The sequence below is a fragment of the Bacillus sp. B2-WWTP-C-10-Post-4 genome (assembly GCF_009183805.1).
Taxonomy (GTDB): Bacteria; Bacillota; Bacilli; order Bacillales; family Bacillaceae_G; genus Bacillus_A; species Bacillus_A cereus.
Genome location: NZ_WEII01000028.1, coordinates 32,705 through 52,491, shown reverse-complemented (window position 1 = coordinate 52,491; position 19,787 = coordinate 32,705). Strand labels below are relative to the sequence as shown.

Here is a 19,787-nt window from a genome sequence, read left to right as displayed (position 1 = left end):
GAAATACATAATGTGGTTTGTATTAGGTTAATAGAATTTTTTATAGAAGATAGAAAAGGGATGTTTTATATTGAGATATTAAATGAAATGTCGAATTTTCATGCGATATATGAGAAATTTGAAAAAATCATTGCAAAAACACTATAATTAATGATAAAGTTCACATGAAGTTCACACGGATTTCACTTTGTTCATTTAAAATGAACTCTGTGTGAAAAATAAAACTCTTGCTAAAAAATGGAACTGGATGAATATTTTACTTTGATAATATTGTAAAGTATTAAAGTTTTAAGTTTTTTTAAGAGGATAGTAGGGAAAGGAAGTAAAGACAACTTATGAAAAAAGTAATTGCAGGTTTAGCAGCAGCTTCTGTAGCTGGCGTTGCAGTTCCAGGAATGGATTCTGCTCATGCACAAGTTTCAAATGAAGCGCTAAAAGAAATTAATGGACAAACTCAAACTCAAACTCAAACGACTGTAACTGAAACAAAAACTGTAGAAACAACTTCTGAATTAAAATACACAGTAACTGCTGATGTATTAAATGTTCGTTCAGGTGCTGGTACAGGACATAACGTTATTTCTAAAGTGAAATCAGGTCAAGTGCTACAAGTAGTTGGACAAGAAAACGGTTGGTTCAAAGTAAACGTAAATGGTCAAACAGGTTATGTAAGTGGTGACTTCGTAACGACTGGTGGCAAAACAGGAACGACTGTTCAACAAGGAACAGGTACTTACACAGTAAACGTTTCTTCACTTAACGTACGTACAGGCCCAAGTACATCTCATACAGTATTAGGTTCTGTAAACAAAGGTAAAACAGTACAAGTTGTAGGTGAAGTACAAGATTGGTTTAAAATCAACTTCAATGGTGGAACTGGATACGTAAGCAAAGACTTCGTAACAAAAGGTGGTTCTGCTGTATCTAACGAAACACAACAACCAACTACAAACAACAATACTACAACAGTTCAAACTGGTGGTTCTTATGTTGTTAACACTGGTGCTTTAAAAGTACGTACAGGCCCAGCTACATACAACGCTGTAATCGGTGGAGTAACAAATGGTAAAGTATTAAACGTTACTGGTGCTGAAAATGGTTGGTACAAAATTAACCATAACGGCCGCACAGGTTATGTAAGTGCAGACTTCGTTAAGTTTGTAAAAGGCGGAGTAAACAACGTTACAAATAACAATAATGTTACAAATAACGTTCAACAACCAGGTAAAGACGTACAAAAACCAACAACAGGTGGAGATACATCTTCAATCGCTGGATTCGCTAGATCTTTAAATGGTTCACCATACAGAACTGCTGGTACAACACCTGCTGGTTTTGACTGCAGTGGATTCATTCACTACGTATTAAATCAAACTGGTCATAAAGGCGCTCGTCAAACAGTTGCTGGATACTGGAGCTCTAAAACAAAAACTAGCAATCCACAACCAGGTGATTTAGTATACTTCCAAAATACTTATAAATCAGGTCCTTCTCACATGGGTGTTTACTTAGGAAACGGTCAGTTCATTAGTGCAGAAACAGATGCAACTGGTGTACGTATTAGTTCTGTAAGTAACTCTTACTGGAGCAAGCACCTATTAGGTTACACAAAAGCATACTAAGAAAAAGTAGTTTTATATACTTTTCGTATAGAGAAAAGGCTTTCCAAGGAAACTTGGGAAGCCTTTTTATAGTTGAATAAATTGGAAGTTTAATAGTTTTTATTTTAACTTTCCATTTAAAAATCGATCATATAAGTCATGGAAATAGTTAGGACGAAATAAGTTCGCTGCATGTCCCGCTAACGGTATTTCCTTATATAGAACGTTAGGTAAAATAGATTTTAAATCAAATAGACAAGATTTATAGAGATGATCATGCTCTCCCATTACCCATAGTATAGGGTGAGGAAGTGATTTTAATTTAGATTTTAAATCGAATTCTAACCGATGTCGTAATGACTGGGCAATTATAGATGAATGTAATTGTAATCCGAAACGATAGTAAATATTTCTTGAAATGACTGCGAACGGATTTGCTTTTAATATACCGCTTGGAAAAATAGTATTTGCGTATTGAGAGAGCCATTTAGAGTATTCATCTCCTCGCTTCTCCCAAAAATTTTGAAATACATTATATAAACGAGAAGGGTTATTGTAATGTCCTCCAATATGACAAATACTTAATACTTTTTCTGGATGCATTTGTGCAAAAATTGTAGAGATGTAACAGCCGTAACTTAGCGCACAAATATGTGCTTTTTTAATACCTTCTTGTTCATATAAGTTTAATAATTGATCTACGAGGCGCTGTAATGAAAAGTCGATTGCTTCTCCTTTATCATCACCGTGACCTAATAAGTCATAAGTTATAATGTTGTAGGAGGCAGAAAATCGTTTTTGCTCTTTTTTGAAGGCGCGACGATTGCCAACTAATCCATGAATAAAAATAATTGTTTCCTTTTCAGAATGTATATTTGTTTGCAAAAAGGATACTCCTTTCACTAACTGGAGATTTATATCGTGTTGTAAATTATTAATCTATAATTTACATAGAATAATATTAAGTACCAGGTAATAATATCAGATGTTTATATCTGTTGTAAAGATGAGTTTTTATGTATATTTTGTAAAAATAGAAAAAGTGTGTTTACATTCAGTTTACATTTGTATCGTATTCTAATTTTAGAAAGAACAGTTTTGTTTAACATGAGGAGATGAACAGGAATGGAAGTTAGAAATGAAATAAAGAAAAAAGGGAGTTGGAGGCAGTTTTTACGCCTTATTCAAGATACAAATCCTCCGAAAGGAATTTTAGTTTTTGCGTTGTTAATGAGTTTGCTTTCTACGGGAGCGAGTTTATTTATTCCTATGCTGACAAAAGGATTAGTAGATAATTTTTCGCTTTCTTCAATTAGTGCAGGACAAATTGTTGGGTTAGTTGCTTTCTTTGTAATGCAAACTATTGCGGCAGGGTTGTCTATATATTTACTAAATTATATTGGGCAGAAGATTGTAGCGGGACTAAGAGAACGTTTGTGGAAAAAGGTACTTATCTTGCCGGTATCTTATTACGATCAAAATAGAACAGGTGATACTATTAGCCGTATGACGAATGATACAGGTGTTGTGAAAACGTTAATTTCTGAGCATTTGTCAAACTTATTAACAGGTGGTATTTCAATTGTTGGATCGTTAATTGTATTATTTGTTTTAGATTGGAAAATGACTGCGTTACTTTTAACGGTTATTCCGTTGTCTGTGTTAATTTTAGTTCCACTTGGACGAAAAATGTATAAGATTTCAAAAGCGCTTCAAGATGAAACTGCATCTTTTACAAGTGTGTTAACGCAAGTGTTATCAGAAATTCGTTTAGTGAAATCTTCAAATACAGAAAAGAGAGAATATGAAACGGGTAATACAGGTATACAAAAGTTATTACAATTTGGTTTGAAAGAAGGAAAAGTGCAAGCATTAATTTCGCCAGTTATGTCGTTTGTTTTAATGGCACTACTTGTTATTATCGTAGGGTATGGCGGGATGCGAGTTTCTAGCGGTGCATTAACAACCGGTGAACTTGTAGCGTTTATTTTGTATTTAGTTCAAATTGTAATGCCAATGAGTCAATTATCTATGTTCTTTACACAATTCCAAAAGGCAATTGGTGCAACGGAAAGAATTAGTACGATTTTAGAATATGAAGTAGAAGATCATGAAACTGGTGTGAAAGTGACAAATGCTAAGCAACCGATCGTTCTTGAAAATGTACATTTTGAGTATAACGAAGAAGAGCAAGTTTTGAAAAATATTGATTTCACAATTGAATCTGGAAAAGTGACAGCGATTGTAGGACCAAGTGGTAGTGGGAAAACAACGTTATTCTCATTACTGGAACGTTTTTATGAGCCAACTAGTGGTGCCATTAAATTAGGAAAAGAATCAATTACGAGTTATTCATTAGAGTCATGGCGACGTCAAATCGGTTACGTATCACAAGATAGTCCGTTAATTGATGGAACGATTCGTGATAATATTTGTTATGGTGTCGAGGGCGAAGTAACGGATGAAGAAATTGAAAAAGTAGCTGCAATGGCATATGTTGATGCATTTATTCATGACTTACCAAACGGTTATGCAACAGAAGTTGGAGAACGCGGTGTGAAACTTTCTGGAGGACAAAGACAGCGAATTGCCATTGCCCGAGCGTTACTTCGAAATCCGCAAATTCTTATGTTAGATGAGGCGACTTCAAGCTTAGATAGTAAATCTGAGTCTGTCGTTCAAAAAGCGTTAAATAACTTAATGAAAGGCAGAACAACGTTAGTGATTGCGCATAGACTTTCTACTGTTGTAGATGCAGATAAAATTGTCTTTATTGAGAAAGGGAATCTTACAGGTAGTGGTACGCATGATGAATTATTACAGACGCATGATATGTATCGTGAGTTTGCAACGCAGCAATTGAAAATTAAAGAGGGGGCATTATAAAATGAATCATCAGTGGGATTTTACTCAACTGATGATTCATTTTTAAACAATATATTAGATGCTAAGTAGAAAGGAAATGGTTCCTTTGATACCTAAAATTTTAATAGTAGATGACGATCCACACATTAGAGAACTCGTTTCGGTATTTTTAGAACGAGAAGGTTTTCAAACATATGAGGCAATTGATGGAGTAGATGCACTTCAGAAAATGGATGACGTAAAAGTCGATATGGTTATTCTTGATATCATGATGCCAAATATGGATGGATTTGATGTATGTTTTGAATTAAGAAAATACTATGATATCCCGGTTCTGATGCTAACTGCCAAAGGGGAAACATCACAAAAAGTAAAAGGATTTCACTTTGGGACAGATGATTATCTTGTAAAACCATTTGACCCTATAGAATTAGTAGTGAGAGTAAAGGCATTATTGAAACGTTACCAAATTACAGTTTCCCAATCGATTCAAGTTGGAAATGTATTATTAAATCGTAAAACATTCGAAGTTACATCTGGAGAACAAACGGTTACATTACCGTTAAAAGAATTTGAGCTGCTCTTTACTTTAGGGTCTAAATCGGGAAGAACTTGTTCGAGAGAGCAATTAATTGAAGAAATATGGGGATATGATTTTGAAGGGAATGAGCGTACACTAGACGTTCATATTAATCGGTTACGTGAGAAGTTTCAAGAAGAGCAGTCGAAATTTAGTATTAAAACAATAAGAGGATTAGGGTATCGCTTAGAGGTAAGTAAATGAGAAAAAGAAAACGAATGAGTAAGTTGAAGATGCTGAAAGTATTTGGAGCGGTATTAGCGCTCTTTTCTTTTCTTACTATCATTTGGTCTATCGCATTTTATGTAGCAACTAGTATATTGAATGCTTTTGACGTAAACGTATCGCCGTTTGTTGCCTTTCTAATTAGTGATATGGTCGGTTTTGTATTTATTATTCTTATTTGGACATTGATTGGAATATTAATGAGACCAAAACGAGAGGCGATGATTTGGACTATTATTGAACCGATACAAAAAATTGCAAAAGGAGACTTCTCCGTAAAAATACGAAATGAAGAAAAGTATGATGGAGAAATTGGCGTGCTCGTAAAAAGTATAAATGATATGACAGATGAACTGAATACGATGGAGAAAATGAGACAAGAATTTGTATCGAATGTTTCTCATGAAATACAGTCACCATTAACTTCTATAAAAGGATTTGCTAGAGCACTACAAGAAGATAATTTTTCTGAGGAAAAAAGAAAGCATTATCTTACCATTATTGAAACTGAAACAACGAGATTATCTAAACTAAGTCAAAATTTACTAAAGCTAACTCTTTTAGAATCAGAAGAATATATACCAGAAAGAGTGAGCTATCGATTAGATCAACAATTAAAGCAAATTGTGTTAAATAGTGAACCACTCTGGGCTGAAAAAGAAATTGAGTTAGAACTAGATTTAGAAAAAGTACATGTTATTGCTGACCAAGAAAGTATGAGTCAAGTGTGGATTAATTTAATTCATAATAGTATTAAATTTACTCCAAGCGGTGGTACGATTACTATTCAGTTAAAGGAACATGAGACAGTAGTGGAAGTGCGTATCCGTGATTCAGGAATTGGCATATCAGAAGAACAGAAACAACATATTTTTGAGCGTTTTTATAAAGCGGATTCTTCACGAAATCGTGCCTATGGAGGAAGTGGCTTAGGTTTAGCTATTGTAAAGAAAGTACTCGACCTTCATCATGGGGAAATAAAAGTTGAGAGTGAGGAAGGAAAAGGTACTGAATTTATTGTGCGTATGCCAAATCATGAAGAGAAATAGTGTTAGAAGGAGAACCTTCTAACACTATTTCTCTTTAAAAATGCATTTACCGTTACTGCAATTATATTGATAAGCTTTTCCTTCGCTTTCATACTCATACACTCCCCTATGCTGGATTTGTTTTTATTTTACATGAATAATGGTAAAAAAATGAAACTTATAAATAAAAACTTTCTATAGTTACCTACAAGTAACCTACGCACATGAAAGTGCATCATTGCCTTTTTACATAAAGATAGATACAATTTTAATATAATACATAACTGAAATGATTAAGGAGTGTTATACTTGGCAGAATTATTACAAGGTAAAAATGCTTTAATTACAGGAGCAGGTAGAGGGATTGGTCGCGCTGTAGCGATTGCATTAGCGAAAGAAGGCGTAAATGTAGGACTTTTAGCTCGCTCAGAAGAAAACTTAAAAGCTGTAGCGAAAGAAGTAGAAGCAGAAGGCGTAAAAGCTGTTATTGCAACTGCAGATGTTTCTTCATACGAAGAAGTAACAACTGCGATTGAAACGTTAAAAAATGGTTTAGGATCTATTGATATTTTAATTAATAACGCTGGTATTTCTAAATTCGGTAAGTTTTTAGAACTAGACGTTGCTGATTGGGAAAAAATCATTCAAGTAAACTTAATGGGTGTATACTATGCAACTCGTGCAGCTTTACCGAGCATGATTGAACAACAATCTGGTGATATCATTAACATTTCATCTACAGCAGGACAAAAAGGTGCACCTGTAACAAGTGCATATAGTGCTTCTAAATTTGGTGTCCTTGGTTTAACAGAATCGTTAGCGATGGAAGTTCGCAAACATAACATTCGTGTAACAGCTTTAACTCCAAGTACAGTAGCAACTGATATGGCTGTAGATTTAGGATTAACTGATGGAAACCCTGATAAAGTAATGCAAGCGGAAGATATTGCAGAATTTATCGTAGCGCAGCTGAAATTAAATAAACGTACATTTATTAAATCTGCTGGGCTTTGGTCTACTAATCCATAGGAATTAAATTTAACTTTAAAAGAAGGGATATCTATTCTGTAAGGGGGAGATGTCCCTTCTTTATTTTTTGTATTAGAGACAGAATTTTCGGTATAATTAAAGGCGAATGGTAGAAAGCATTGGTAAATTGAAAGGAATGGCAGTTGTAAAAGAGTGATGTAAGGAGGGAAAAGGATGAGAAAGAAGTTTCAAAAATTATAACATGTATCGTGTATAACGAGATTAGCTCGTGGACCTCCAGTATACATAGCATTATTGTATATTAAAAAATTGGAGGCTATAAGTAGATGAGAACTGAAAAAGAAATGTTAGATTTAATTATAAATACAGCAATAGAGGATGAAAGAATTCGAGCTGTCATCATGAATGGATCGCGTGTAAATCCAAATGTGAAAAGAGATTGTTTTCAAGACTATGATATTATGTATGTTGTAAATGATATACAATCTTTTACGTCTAATCATAATTGGATTCATAGATTTGGAGAAATAATGATTGTACAAATGCCAGAAGAAATGTCGTTAGTTCCACCAGATGAAGATGGGAAGTTTCCATATTTAATGCAGTTCATGGATGGGAATCGGATTGATTTAACGCTAGTTCCAGTTGAGTTAATAAAAAAGTTCGTTGGACAAGATAGTTTAAGTAAACTGCTTCTTGATAAAGATAATTGTCTGGAAGAATTCCCGCCAGCAAGCGATAAAGATTACTTAGTAAAAAAGCCTACAGAAAAAGAGTTTTTAGATTGCTGTAATGAATTTTGGTGGTGTAGTACGAATATCGCAAAAGGGTTATGGAGAGAGGAGCTTTCTTATGCAAAAGGAATGCTTGAAGGACCAGTGCGAGATATGTTCATCGTAATGCTAGAATGGTATATTGGTATGAAAACAGACTTTACAGTTAATACAGGGAAGTTTGGAAAGCATTTTGAGCAATATATTGAAGAAGATATGTGGGAGCAATTTAAAAGAACATTTTCTAATGCAGAATATGAAAACATATGGGATTCATTCTTTGTCATGGGTGATTTATTTAGGGAAGTGGCGAACGAAATTGCTAACACGTATGAATATCAATATCCGCAAGATGATGATGATAAAGTGACGAACTATTTAAAACATGTGAAAGCTTTGCCGAAAGATAGTACATCGATTTATTAATAATATAAAGCAGCAAGACTGTCCTAATTAAGGACAGTCTTATTTTTTGTTTATGAATAACAATTTCTCTAACAAAGTGCAGATGAATCACATATGAAACTTTAGGGAGGTTTTTATTATGTATTATTTTTATTCGCCACAAATGTTTGCCCCATATCATTGGGGACTAGAACGAGATGTTTCATACGCCTATATGCCATATGACTCATTTTATTATGGAGACTATATAAGTTCATTGCCATACGTATATACCCCTCAAAACTATGAAGTACAAATGAAAGCATATGAGCGTGGATCGTGGACACCATTTTCATGGGTCGAAAAATATGCGTACGCATTTTCCGGACCGTACAATAAAGCGGAAGTAGCTCTTACATTTGATGATGGACCAGATTTAGAATTTACGCCAAAAATTTTAGATAAGTTAAAACAACATAATGTAAAAGCGACTTTCTTCTTACTTGGTGAAAACGCAGAAAAATTTCCGAACGTAGTAAAGCGTATTGCGAATGAAGGGCATGTAATTGGTAATCATACGTATAGTCATCCGAACTTAGCGAAAGTAAATGAGGATGAGTACCGTAATCAAATTATAAAAACGGAAGAAATATTAAATCGTTTAGCTGGTTATGCACCGAAGTTTATACGTCCGCCATACGGTGAAATACTTGAAAATCAATTAAAATGGGCCACAGAGCAAAATTTTATGATTGTACAGTGGAGTGTTGATACGGTTGATTGGAAAGGTGTGAGTGCTGATACGATTACAAATAATGTGTTAGGGAATTCATTTCCTGGAAGTGTCATCCTCCAACATTCAACACCAGGTGGGCATTTACAAGGATCTGTAGATGCACTAGACAAAATCATTCCGCAGTTAAAAACGAAAGGGGCACGTTTTGTAACACTTCCAAGTATGTTCCAGACATCAAAAGAAAGAAAGTGAATGTGTTATGAATTGGGAAAATAAGGTTTATGTCGTATAATGAAAGTGTAAGTTAGGGGGGATATAATTGATTTATGCACTAGTAAACATAGGAATAAGCATATTGATTAGTATTATTTTTATATTTGCGGCAATTATTCTTCAAAAGAATCCACCGACCGATATTAATGCGGCATATGGTTATCGTACGAAACGATCTATGAAAAATAAGGAATTATGGGGTGCGGGTAACAGGTATAGTGCAGAAGTGATGAAGCAAAATGGATTCATCATGATGTTAATTGGAAGTGTTATTAGTATACTGTTTAGATACTCCCATACAACGTTAGCTATAATGATCTTTATGCTAGTACTAATCATTCGCTTATTCATACGAGTAGAGAAAAGATTGAAGGCACTTGAGCAATAATAAAAAATAGGACTCTACGCAATATTATGCTAAGAGTCCTATTTTATTTATAAACTATTATTTTTTAATAATTCTTTTCCTTGCTCTATAACAAATTCATAGTATGCAAGATCATACGGATAAATATCTTCAAATGTTATCGTAATCGGTGTATTGTTTAAGACTGAAATAGTCGTTAAAGATGAAATCTCTCCTTTTAATAGTTGTAGAAAAGAAGTTGCATGTACTTTCATCACATCGTCTACTTCTTCACCTGGTGCGAATGGAAGTGGATTGATGACGTTGTGAAAATACATATGACAAAACTCGCGATCAGTAAGATTTGAAATTTCATAATCTATTTTAAAGATTCCCTTGTATGTTAAATCATTAGTTTGAAAGGAAAGCCCTAATTCCTCCTCAATTTCACGAAGACCACCAATTTGTACATCTTCATCATGCATAATATGTCCAGCTGAAGTAATATCCCATATACATGGAGCTTCTTTTTTATTTTTAGAGCGTAATTGGAAATATAAAAACATATCTTCATTATCTTTTTCTACAAACCAGCAATGAAATGTTTCGTGCCAATCGCCGTCACGATGCACTTCATCACGTAATTTCTTCCCAAGTGTATTTCTTTCAGGATCAAATATTGTTAACCACTCTGTCATTTTAATTCCCCTTTCCTCAAATTTTATTATACAATATTTGTATTGAATTTTGGGAAAATAAAGAAAAATGAGTGGTTATAAGTGGGGATAGAGCGTACGGAAATAAAATCGATTATTTCAACAGAGGAAGAGTTACGGAAAATATTGGGGCAACCAAGTGAGCGAGCGTTGAAAAAAGTCATTTCATCATTAGACCACCATTGCGTAGATTTTCTTTCTAAATCTCCTTTTCTAGTATTATCCACTGGAAATAAGTTGGGGGAGTGTGATGCCTCGCCGCGAGGAGATGCACCTGGATTTGTATACGTACTCAATAATAATAAAATTATCATTCCAGAAAGACCAGGAAATCGTCGTATAGACTCCATTTTGAATATTATTTCAAATCCACGTGTAGGACTAATCTTTTTTATTCCAGGTCTTGGGGAGACACTTAGAATAAATGGCCGAGCGTATATTACAAACGATGAAGAAATTTTGAAAGAAATGCAGGCGAATGGACGTAATCTGTTGCTTGGAATTGTTGTTGAAATAGAAGAGTGTTACATTCATTGTGCAAAAGCGTTTATTCGTTCGAAGATATGGGATCCAGAATCTTGGTTACATAAAAAAGAGTTACCTTCAGCAGCAAAAATGTTGTTAGAGCATGCGAAAGTGAATGCTTCAGAAGAAGATGTTGCACGTTCTTTAGAAGAAAGTTATACAAAAAGATTGTATTAAAAATTTTATTGATATAATTTTGTAAGGTGAGTATGTACGGGTTTTAGAATGGGGATTTATCCCGCATTAACGGGCAGTAACACCCCTACCTCAAAATTCAGCGAAAGCAAAGAAGTTAGGTGGGGATCAACTGCCCGTAAAAGCCCGATTGGTGAAGGCTAATAATCAGTGGGGATGAACAAAATCCCCACTGATTAAAGTTTCACTTTATATATGAACCGTTGATTTATAAACTGGAGAAATGACAAAATAGGTAAATTGAGTGGCAGTTGCATAATGCTATTGTGAAATATAATAAAAAATTATTTTGAAAATAGTTAGTAAAAATAGGCTTGCTTTTTAAAAATTTGATAACTATAATAAGTTAACAAATAGACATGAACGAAAAAGTAATGATAAGGACACGAAATCATTTTTACGGTTTACAGAGAGGGAAGCCAAGGGTGTGAGCTTCCTAACACGAGAAATGATTTTACCACCTTTGAACTTCAATAGTGAACGAGTAATCTAGTAATTATTGGCGGTATCAGCCGTTATCTGAACTTGAGCAATCTAGAAGGAGATACGTCTAGATTGGAACAAGGGTGGAACCACGAAAACACATTCGTCCCTTTCCTAGGGATGAGTGTGTTTTTTATAGTATAAGAGATTGAAAATTTAAAATAATTAAAAAATATTATTGATTTTGTTTTTTATGCGAGTATAATGAGTTAACAAATAAACATGAACGAAAAAGTAACGATAAGGACACGAAATCATTTTTACGGTTTACAGAGAGGGAAGCCAAGGGTGTGAGCTTCCTAACACGAGAAATGATTTTACCACCTTTGAACTTCAATAGTGAACGAGTAATCTAGTAATTATTGGCGGTATCAGCCGTTATCTGAACTTGAGCAATCTAGGAGGAAATACGTCTAGATTGGAACAAGGGTGGAACCACGAAAACACATTCGTCCCTTTCCTAGGGATGGGTGTGTTTTTTACTTTGAAAGGAGGTGCGGTAATATGAAACGATTTATAAGTACGGAAATAACCACCACCTGCATGACAAAAAAGCAGAGTAAGGTGATTTATAGATGTAACAATTAAACTTTTAGGAGGAGATTAGAAGATGAATAACGTTATAAATGTTGGGGTATTAGGTTTAGGTACGGTCGGAAGTGGTGTTGTTCATATTTTGAAAGAACATTATAAAAAAATCGCACTTGATACAGGATACGAAGTGAAAGTGAAAACAGTCGTTGTACGTGATTTGGAAAAAGAACGCGATGTTTGTATTGATGGAATTGCAGTAACAAGTCATGCAGATGAAGTTCTAAATGATTCAAATATTGATATTGTAGTAGAGGTAATGGGCGGAATTGAAGAAGCAAAACAGCATATTGTTAAGGCTTTACGAAATAAAAAACATGTCGTAACAGCAAATAAAGATTTAATGGCTGTATATGGTGCAGAGCTTCTTCAACTGGCGAACGATAATGATTGTGATTTATGTTATGAAGCGAGCGTAGCAGGCGGTATTCCAGTGTTAAGAGGACTAACTGACGGGCTGGCATCAGATCAAATTGAAAAAATAATGGGAATTGTAAATGGTACAACAAATTATATGTTAACAAAAATGAGTCAAAATGGGTGGTCTTATGAAGAGGCTTTACAGGAAGCGCAAAAATTAGGTTTTGCAGAATCGGATCCGACAGCAGATGTAGATGGACTAGATGCGGCAAGAAAGGTAGCAATTCTTGCAAACTTAGGTTTTTCGATGAATGTTTCATTAGATGATGTGCAAGTAAGAGGGATTCGAAAGGTCGAAAAAGAAGATTTACAAATGGCTGAAAAGTTAGGATTTACTATGAAGTTAATTGGGAAAGCAGAAAAACAAGGATCAGCCATTCATTTAAGTGTAGAACCGACGCTTTTACCGAGCCAGCATCCATTATCAAATGTGAATAATGAATTTAATGCAGTATATGTTCACGGTCAAGCGGTAGGAGAAGTAATGTTTTACGGACCTGGAGCTGGAAAGTTGCCAACTGGTTCTGCTGTAGTAAGTGATATTATTTCCATTGTTAAAAATATGAATCAAGTGCCGAAAAATAAAAGTGCGTTAAAAGAACCAGTTCCTTATGAATTACAAGGTGATGAAGAAGTAGTTTCGAAATATTTCTTGCGTATTTCATTACGAGATGAGCCTGGGATGTTACAAAAAATAACAGAATGTTTCGTTAATTACTCTGTAAGTTTAAAAGAAGTTATTCAATTACCTTTAAACCGTGAACTGGCAGAAGTTGTTGTTGTGACACATCGAACTTCCAAGTATCAATTCGAACGAGTTTTAGGAGCGATAGAAGCTGTCGCAAGTGAAATAAACAGTTACTACATTATTGAGGAGGAAAAACAATATGTATAAAGGACTATTGAAACAATATGCTTCTTATTTACCGGTGAATGAAAACACACCTGATGTCAGTTTAATGGAAGGAAATACACCTCTTATTCCGTTATTAAATATATCAAAGCAATTAGGGATTCAGCTATATGGTAAGTACGAAGGAGCGAATCCGACAGGTTCTTTTAAAGATCGTGGTATGGTGATGGCAGTTGCTAAGGCGAAAGAAGAAGGTTCAGAAGCAATCATTTGTGCATCAACAGGTAATACATCAGCATCAGCTGCAGCATATGCGGCACGTCTTGGGATGAAATGTATAATCGTAATCCCTGAAGGAAAGATTGCGCATGGAAAATTAGCGCAAGCGGTCGCTTATGGAGCTGAAATTATTTCAATAGAAGGGAATTTCGATGATGCACTTAAGGCTGTAAGAAATATTGCTGCAGAAGAGCCGATTACATTAGTAAATTCAGTGAATCCTTATCGAATTGAGGGACAAAAAACGGCAGCATTTGAAATTTGTGACCAATTGCAAAATGCACCAGATGTTCTAGCTATCCCTGTTGGGAACGCAGGGAATATTACAGCATATTGGAAAGGTTTCTGTGAATATGAGAAAGAAAAAGGTTATAAGAAGCCAAGAATTCATGGTTTTGAAGCAGAAGGAGCAGCTGCAATTGTAAAAGGGCATGTAATTGAAGAACCTGAAACAATTGCAACAGCGATTCGCATCGGTAACCCAGCAAGTTGGTCGTATGCAGTAGAGGCTTCCGAGCAGTCTTGTGGTGAAATAGATATGGTATCAGATGAAGAAATTTTACATGCGTATAGGTTATTAGCAAAAACTGAAGGAGTTTTCGCTGAACCAGGATCAAATGCTTCATTAGCTGGCGTAATTAAACATGTTAAATCTGGAAAAATCAAAAAGGGAGAAACAGTTGTTGCAGTATTAACTGGAAATGGTTTGAAGGATCCTGATATCGCTATTTCTTCAAATCAACTAGACATCGCAAGTTTGTCAAATGATATAGAACAGATTAAAGATCATATTAAAGGGGTGATTATGTCGTGATACCATTAAGTGTTCGTGTCCCTGCTAGTACGGCAAATGTTGGTCCTGGATTTGATTCAGTTGGAATAGCTTTGTCATTGTATTTAGATGTGGTGGTTAAAGAAAAAGCTGATAAATGGCAAGTAATCCATTCCTTTGAAGAATCAATTCCGACAGACGATAAAAATTTAATCGTTAGCACGGCATGTAAAGTCTGTCCTTCTATATCACCCCATATAATAGAAGTTACTAGTAATATCCCATTAACAAGAGGGCTAGGAAGTAGTGCATCAGCGATTGTAGCTGGGATAGAACTTGCGAATCAACTAGGCAATTTGAACTTAACTGCTGATCAAAAAGTTCAAATTGCTACAAATTTTGAAGGACATCCTGATAATGTTGCTGCTTCTATATTAGGTGGAACTGTAATCGGAGCACTTGATGGAAAGGATATTTCCGTCGTAAGAATTGAGAGCAAGGAGTTAGGGGTAATTTCTCTTATTCCGAATGAAGAATTAAATACAGATGAAAGTCGATCTGTATTACCAAAGATGTTTCCGTTTCATGAGGCAGTTAAAGCTAGTGCGATAAGTAACGTATTAGTAGCTGCATTATGTCAAAAGCGGTGGGAAGTTGTAGGTGAAATGATGGAGAGAGACCATTTTCACGAGCCATATCGTTTAGAACTCGTACCGTTATTACCATCTATTCGTAAATGCGCAAAAGAATTTGGTGCGTACGGTACAGCACTTAGCGGTGCGGGACCATCTATTTTTATATTAACGCCATATGAGGAACGTCAAGAAATCGCTGAGCAATTAGCGAGAGTATTTACAGATATGAAAGTATGTGAGCTTGAAATCGACCATAAAGGTATTATTGTAAATAAGGAAGAGCATATTGGATCGTAAAGAAAGCTGGCATGGCTAGCTTTCTTTACGTTGCAAACCTATTTTAAATTAGGTTTTTTCGGAAAAAATATAAAACAAATGTTGATTTTGAATAATGTAAGTAAAGAGTGCATTCATTTTGGAGGTGATTACATGAATAAAGAGTCACCAGAAGAAAAAAGAGAGCGTATGAGACAAAGTGAATTAAAAAGTAATCCTACGGGTTCTTTACATGACGGACTCAATAGAGCGGAAACAGGTAGTCCAGTTGATATAGCAGGCGGTATGAATTGGAAAGGTACAGGGATAATCATTTTAGTACTACTTTTAGGATACATTGTATACACTTATTTTTTCAGTTAAAGAATGCTTGTTAAAATTTTGATTTGTTTAGTTTCATAATTGTTGAGAAAAAATGCAGTTACTGTATTACATATCTTCTAAGCAAGTTATAGTTGTTCATATCAACTTTTAATAATCCAAATAGAGCTAGCAAAATGCTAGCTCTATTATTTTTTGCCACATTCCTGTAACAAACCACCTGTATATTCATTGGTGGAGGTGCAGAGGATGAAAAAAATGATAGCGATATGTCTTCTAACAACTATGCCATTTTCGACTTTAGTCGGTTGTGACGTAAAAGGTAGTAATGCTGTACAAGAGTCTAAAATAAAGAAATCGACGTATAAAGATTTTACTTATGATGTAAATCCAGAAACATTCACATTAACTGTAGAACATGAGGGGGTAAAGGAACAGGCATCACGACCCCTACCGAAAATGAAGGTATCGAATGTAAAAAAAGAAAAGGATCGTACATCGTGGGAATATCCAGATCAAAAAGTAAAAATAAAATTAGAAAAGAAAAAAGACCACTTAAACATTGACGTGGAATCGACTGGTGCAGAAAGCTTTACATGGCCGAAAGTAGAAGCTGAAAATTATACACTTCCGTTATGGGAGGGTAAGCAAATTCCGAGCAATGATGAGAATTGGAAGAAGTTTTTAAAGGATGATGCATATTCATTTGCTGAATCATTTTCTATGAAGTTTTTCGCATTAAATGGTTCGAAATATTCAATTGTATATATTGCAAACAATATGTTTAATAATGAATTGAAGTTTCATTCGGATCCGAAAATAGGATTTGATTTTACACATGAATTTCCGAGCATAAATAAAAATAAAACATATGGATTTCAATTATATGTGACAAATAATGATGCGGTAAGCATTGCTAAAATGTATAAGGATGATATTGTTCGAAAAGGTGAATTTAAAACATTACAAGAAAAGGCTAGAAAAAATAAAGAAATCGAAAAGTTATATGGAGCGGCGCATTTTTATTTTTGGAATCAAAATGGTCTATCAGAAAATAATATAAATTGGCCAAAACTAAGGGAGCAAATAAATAGCCCGCTGTTTAGTCATATAAAAGAACTTATTCAAAAGAATAGTTCAGAGCCTGGGGAACTGAATGTATTAGATCAAGTAAGTAAACAAGATTTCATTGATAAGTATCAAAAAAATGTTATTTTACGTTATATAAACGAAGTATTATCGATGAAGGAATTTTATAAAGAGGATATTTTTCAAAACGTTGATCAGGAAGCTAGTGTGCTATTAAAGAAAGGTGTAGGTCACTTAACGAACACAGAATTGTATAGCTTAAATAAGCATTTATTAAAGTCGCTACTTGGTGATGCGGTTGAAGAGGTAAGTAAATGGGGTAATGCAGATGGAACGGACATACTAAAGGAAATGAAAGAGGTAGGAATAGAAAAAGCGTGGATTGGTCTGCCGAACTGGGAACAAGGATTTATGCAACCTAATTTCGTGACAAAAGCGAAGGAAATGGGGTATTTAGTTGGTCCGTATGATTCATATCATTCCATTCACGAAAAAAGTGATAAAAATTGGAACACAGCATCCTTTAATGACCCATCATTATATGAAGAGGCTACTGTAACGAAGAAAAACGGAGAAAAGGTGCAAGGCTTTTTAGGCAGAGGTCGCAAGTTAAACCCGACTTTATCGCTGCCTAGTGTAAAGGAACGCATGAATGATATATTACAAAATGGTCCTAAATATAATTCATGGTTTATTGATTGTGATGCGACAGGTGAAATTTACGATGACTATTCAGCGAAACATATAACGACACAAGAGCAAGATTTAAAAGCACGTTTAAAACGAATGGACTACATTGCGCAAGAAAAGGGTATGGTCGTTGGTTCTGAAGGTGGAAATGATTTTGCTAGTAGTACGATTGCATTTGCACACGGAATTGAAACACCTGTTATTAAATGGGACGATGAAGATATGCGGAAAAATAAAACAAGTCCGTATTATGTCGGTGGATATTGGTCACCAAATCAAAATGTGCCTGAAAAATATGCAAAACAAGTACCATTGAAAGAAGAATATAAACAAGTATATTTAAACCCAGTATATTCGGTACCATTATATAAATTAGTATACAATGATTCCGTTATTACAACACATCATTGGGAATGGGGAAGTTTAAAGGCAAAAGATGAAGTTGGAAATCGAATGCTGTCTGAATTATTGTATAATGTTCCTCCGTTGTACCATTTAGATGAAGTAGAGTGGAATAAGCATAAAAAAGAAATTACAGAGCATCTAAAAGTTTGGAATGAAGTTCATGAAAAAGCAGTAAAAGAAGAGATGACGAATTTTGCGTATTTGTCAGAAGATAAGCTAGTACAATCTGTTTCTTATGGAAAAGATATTAAAATCATTGTGAACTTCTCAAATGAAGACATGGAAGTAGAAAAAACGAAAATAAAAGCAAAGTCGGCTTACATTGATAATCAGGGGAAGAAAAGCGTGTATACGCCGTTTGAGAAATAATAACGTCAAATATACTGTATTCATAGAGATTTTATAATTAGCTGGATTCTTTATTCATATCGTTTGTTAAGAAAAAGACATTTCTAATTTAAAATGAAAGAGTTAATAAATTTGTAAATCCGCATGTTGCGAAATGCTAAATTTTTGAAAATGGTAAATAGTGACTTGCCAAAAATAAGTACGAGAGTATAATGTGAAATGGAATACGTATTGGGTTTAAGTAGTAACCTTACAAAATTGTAAGGTTAGTGAAAGGAAATTCAATATGAAGATAAATAGACTTACATTATACTTGGTAAAGAGAAAGAGAGGCGAATGGGTATGAGCTCTGAATTAGAACAAAATACGAGAAGTAATAAAAAGCGTTCTAAAAGAAAGTCAATAAAATGGTTCATATTAATTCCATTTTTCCTACTTATTTTTGGAGGAGTAGGATATGGTTCGTTTATATATAATAAAGCAAAAGCTGTTGTAAATGATGCGTATGCAAAAATTGATAAGTCATCAAAGCGTGATAAAGAAGTCGAACCTTTAAAGGATAATATTTCAATATTAATTATGGGTGTAGATGGAAGTGAAATGAGAAAAAGCCAATATGGCGAAGCAGTTCGAACAGATGCACTTTTATTAGCAACAATTAATAAAGATGATAAGTCTGTTAAGCTAGTAAGTATTCCACGTGATTCACGTGTTTACATTCCAACTAGAAAAAAATTAGATAAAATTACTCATGCTCACGTATTTGGTGGCGTAGAAAGCACACGCGATACGGTGGAAAGATTTTTAAATGTACCTGTTGATTATTATGTGAAGTTTAACTTTGAATCATTCGTACAAATTGTCGATTCAATTGGTGGTATTGATATTGATGTACCAGTTACTTTCACTGAACAAGATAGTAAAGACCAAGCTGGTATGATCCATTTAGAAAAAGGTTACCAACATTTAAATGGAGAACAAGCACTTGCACTTGCAAGAACGCGTAAAATTGATAGTGACGCAATGCGTGGACAGAGACAGCAACTTGTAATAGAAGCAATTGCTAAAAAAGCGATGTCTGTTCAATCAATTAGCAAAATGGGCTCTTTACTAGATGCGGTTGATAAAAATATGAAAACGAACTTAACATTTGACGATATGCTTGCCATTACAAAAAATATGGCAGGATCTAATTTGGAAATGGAAAAAATGCAAATAGAAGGTACAGATAAACGTATCGGTGGTATTTATTATTACATTCCAAATGAAAAAAATGTAAAAGATATTTCAAAAAAATTAAATGATCATTTAGGTGTAACGCCAAAATCAGTCCGAAACGAATAATAAAAAAAGATTGGCTTTTGCCAATCTTTTTTTTTGGAATGTAT

Annotated in this window: 17 protein-coding genes, 1 pseudogene and 2 other annotated features; of the genes and pseudogenes, 15 read left to right on the top strand and 3 right to left on the bottom strand. The window is 34.4% G+C overall.

Annotated elements, in window-relative coordinates; genetic code table 11:
- The first annotated feature begins 335 nt into the window (after window positions 1-335).
- Window positions 336-1,622 carry an enterotoxin EntFM gene (gene entFM / locus GBN78_RS13740; RefSeq protein WP_000755513.1) on the top strand — a complete coding sequence of 429 codons (1,287 nt, stop codon included), beginning with the start codon at window positions 336-338 and terminating at the stop codon, window positions 1,620-1,622.
- Between the two features lie 99 nt (window positions 1,623-1,721).
- Here the strand turns inward: entFM and GBN78_RS13735 are convergent, their stop codons facing one another.
- Entirely contained in the window at window positions 1,722-2,486 is a 765-nt protein-coding gene (locus tag GBN78_RS13735) for an alpha/beta fold hydrolase (RefSeq protein ID WP_001194306.1), read from the bottom strand.
- Between the two features lie 240 nt (window positions 2,487-2,726).
- On the opposite strand from GBN78_RS13735, the gene GBN78_RS13730 reads away from it, so the two are divergent.
- The 3 genes from GBN78_RS13730 to hitS all read left to right on the top strand — a co-directional run bounded on the left by GBN78_RS13730 (window position 2,727) and on the right by hitS (window position 6,320).
- The gene (locus tag GBN78_RS13730) at window positions 2,727-4,487 is read left to right on the top strand and encodes an ABC transporter ATP-binding protein (protein ID WP_000453867.1); all 1,761 of its coding nucleotides are present in this window, start codon (window positions 2,727-2,729) and stop codon (window positions 4,485-4,487) included.
- Window positions 4,488-4,572: 85 nt separating this feature from the next.
- Window positions 4,573-5,250, top strand: a complete 678-nt coding sequence (hitR, locus tag GBN78_RS13725) for an envelope stress response regulator transcription factor HitR (protein WP_142954706.1) — start codon at window positions 4,573-4,575, stop codon at window positions 5,248-5,250.
- Window positions 5,247-6,320: an envelope stress sensor histidine kinase HitS gene (gene hitS / locus GBN78_RS13720; RefSeq protein WP_152127478.1), complete on the top strand. Its 1,074-nt coding sequence runs from the start codon at window positions 5,247-5,249 to the stop codon at window positions 6,318-6,320. Before hitR ends, hitS begins: the two co-directional genes overlap by 4 nt.
- Window positions 6,321-6,344: 24 nt before the next feature.
- Here hitS and GBN78_RS31160 read toward each other — a convergent pair.
- A pseudogene (locus tag GBN78_RS31160) lies at window positions 6,345-6,419 on the bottom strand (DUF3139 domain-containing protein); the annotation flags it as partial.
- 189 nt (window positions 6,420-6,608) lie between these two features.
- On the opposite strand from GBN78_RS31160, the gene GBN78_RS13715 reads away from it, so the two are divergent.
- From GBN78_RS13715 to GBN78_RS13700, 4 genes are all read left to right on the top strand, one after another.
- The gene (locus tag GBN78_RS13715) at window positions 6,609-7,328 is read left to right on the top strand and encodes a 3-ketoacyl-ACP reductase (protein WP_000818985.1); all 720 of its coding nucleotides are present in this window, start codon (window positions 6,609-6,611) and stop codon (window positions 7,326-7,328) included.
- A gap of 287 nt (window positions 7,329-7,615) precedes the next feature.
- A complete protein-coding gene (locus GBN78_RS13710) occupies window positions 7,616-8,488 on the top strand; it encodes an aminoglycoside 6-adenylyltransferase (protein ID WP_001258503.1) in 873 nt (290 codons plus the stop codon).
- A gap of 118 nt (window positions 8,489-8,606) precedes the next feature.
- The gene (locus GBN78_RS13705; RefSeq protein ID WP_097855738.1) at window positions 8,607-9,434 is read left to right on the top strand and encodes a peptidoglycan-N-acetylglucosamine deacetylase; all 828 of its coding nucleotides are present in this window, start codon (window positions 8,607-8,609) and stop codon (window positions 9,432-9,434) included.
- A 70-nt stretch (window positions 9,435-9,504) separates the two neighbouring features.
- The gene (locus GBN78_RS13700; RefSeq protein WP_025966230.1) at window positions 9,505-9,843 is read left to right on the top strand and encodes an SdpI family protein; all 339 of its coding nucleotides are present in this window, start codon (window positions 9,505-9,507) and stop codon (window positions 9,841-9,843) included.
- A gap of 47 nt (window positions 9,844-9,890) precedes the next feature.
- Here the strand turns inward: GBN78_RS13700 and GBN78_RS13695 are convergent, their stop codons facing one another.
- Window positions 9,891-10,499 (bottom strand): NUDIX hydrolase, encoded by a 609-nt coding sequence (locus GBN78_RS13695; protein ID WP_000141352.1) that lies wholly within the window; start codon window positions 10,497-10,499, stop codon window positions 9,891-9,893.
- Window positions 10,500-10,580: 81 nt separating this feature from the next.
- Between GBN78_RS13695 and GBN78_RS13690 the strand changes: the two genes are divergently transcribed.
- The 7 genes from GBN78_RS13690 (at window position 10,581) to GBN78_RS13660 (ending at window position 19,743) form a co-directional block, all read left to right on the top strand.
- The gene (locus tag GBN78_RS13690) at window positions 10,581-11,219 is read left to right on the top strand and encodes a pyridoxamine 5'-phosphate oxidase family protein (RefSeq protein ID WP_152127477.1); all 639 of its coding nucleotides are present in this window, start codon (window positions 10,581-10,583) and stop codon (window positions 11,217-11,219) included.
- Window positions 11,220-11,602: 383 nt separating this feature from the next.
- Window positions 11,603-11,834: a binding site (T-box leader), on the top strand.
- Between the two features lie 114 nt (window positions 11,835-11,948).
- Window positions 11,949-12,180, top strand: a binding site (T-box leader).
- A gap of 150 nt (window positions 12,181-12,330) precedes the next feature.
- Window positions 12,331-13,626, top strand: coding sequence for a homoserine dehydrogenase (locus GBN78_RS13685; RefSeq protein ID WP_016124457.1), 1,296 nt, complete (start codon window positions 12,331-12,333; stop codon window positions 13,624-13,626).
- The gene (gene thrC / locus GBN78_RS13680) at window positions 13,619-14,677 is read left to right on the top strand and encodes a threonine synthase (protein WP_152127476.1); all 1,059 of its coding nucleotides are present in this window, start codon (window positions 13,619-13,621) and stop codon (window positions 14,675-14,677) included. Before GBN78_RS13685 ends, thrC begins: the two co-directional genes overlap by 8 nt.
- Window positions 14,674-15,567, top strand: a complete 894-nt coding sequence (thrB, locus tag GBN78_RS13675) for a homoserine kinase (protein WP_152127475.1) — start codon at window positions 14,674-14,676, stop codon at window positions 15,565-15,567. Before thrC ends, thrB begins: the two co-directional genes overlap by 4 nt.
- A gap of 132 nt (window positions 15,568-15,699) precedes the next feature.
- Window positions 15,700-15,909 carry a DUF6366 family protein gene (locus GBN78_RS13670; protein WP_001031479.1) on the top strand — a complete coding sequence of 70 codons (210 nt, stop codon included), beginning with the start codon at window positions 15,700-15,702 and terminating at the stop codon, window positions 15,907-15,909.
- A 207-nt stretch (window positions 15,910-16,116) separates the two neighbouring features.
- The gene (locus GBN78_RS13665) at window positions 16,117-18,420 is read left to right on the top strand and encodes a glycoside hydrolase (RefSeq protein WP_000738103.1); all 2,304 of its coding nucleotides are present in this window, start codon (window positions 16,117-16,119) and stop codon (window positions 18,418-18,420) included.
- A 321-nt stretch (window positions 18,421-18,741) separates the two neighbouring features.
- Window positions 18,742-19,743 carry an LCP family protein gene (locus GBN78_RS13660; protein ID WP_001987131.1) on the top strand — a complete coding sequence of 334 codons (1,002 nt, stop codon included), beginning with the start codon at window positions 18,742-18,744 and terminating at the stop codon, window positions 19,741-19,743.
- The last annotated feature ends 44 nt before the right edge of the window (window positions 19,744-19,787 follow it).

Excerpts from the sequence above, each read along its gene's own strand:
- GBN78_RS13710 (WP_001258503.1), top strand. The coding sequence starts at position 7,616 with ATGAGAACTGAAAAAGAAATGTTAGATTTAATTATAAATACAGCAATA.
- GBN78_RS13730 (WP_000453867.1), top strand. The coding sequence starts at position 2,727 with ATGGAAGTTAGAAATGAAATAAAGAAAAAAGGGAGTTGGAGGCAGTTT.
- GBN78_RS13670 (WP_001031479.1), top strand. The coding sequence starts at position 15,700 with ATGAATAAAGAGTCACCAGAAGAAAAAAGAGAGCGTATGAGACAAAGT.
- hitS (WP_152127478.1), top strand. The coding sequence starts at position 5,247 with ATGAGAAAAAGAAAACGAATGAGTAAGTTGAAGATGCTGAAAGTATTT.
- GBN78_RS13660 (WP_001987131.1), top strand. The coding sequence starts at position 18,742 with ATGAGCTCTGAATTAGAACAAAATACGAGAAGTAATAAAAAGCGTTCT.
- thrC (WP_152127476.1), top strand. The coding sequence starts at position 13,619 with ATGTATAAAGGACTATTGAAACAATATGCTTCTTATTTACCGGTGAAT.
- GBN78_RS13685 (WP_016124457.1), top strand. The coding sequence starts at position 12,331 with ATGAATAACGTTATAAATGTTGGGGTATTAGGTTTAGGTACGGTCGGA.
- GBN78_RS13695 (WP_000141352.1), bottom strand. The coding sequence starts at position 10,499 with ATGACAGAGTGGTTAACAATATTTGATCCTGAAAGAAATACACTTGGG.
- GBN78_RS13665 (WP_000738103.1), top strand. The coding sequence starts at position 16,117 with ATGAAAAAAATGATAGCGATATGTCTTCTAACAACTATGCCATTTTCG.
- entFM (WP_000755513.1), top strand. The coding sequence starts at position 336 with ATGAAAAAAGTAATTGCAGGTTTAGCAGCAGCTTCTGTAGCTGGCGTT.
- GBN78_RS13705 (WP_097855738.1), top strand. The coding sequence starts at position 8,607 with ATGTATTATTTTTATTCGCCACAAATGTTTGCCCCATATCATTGGGGA.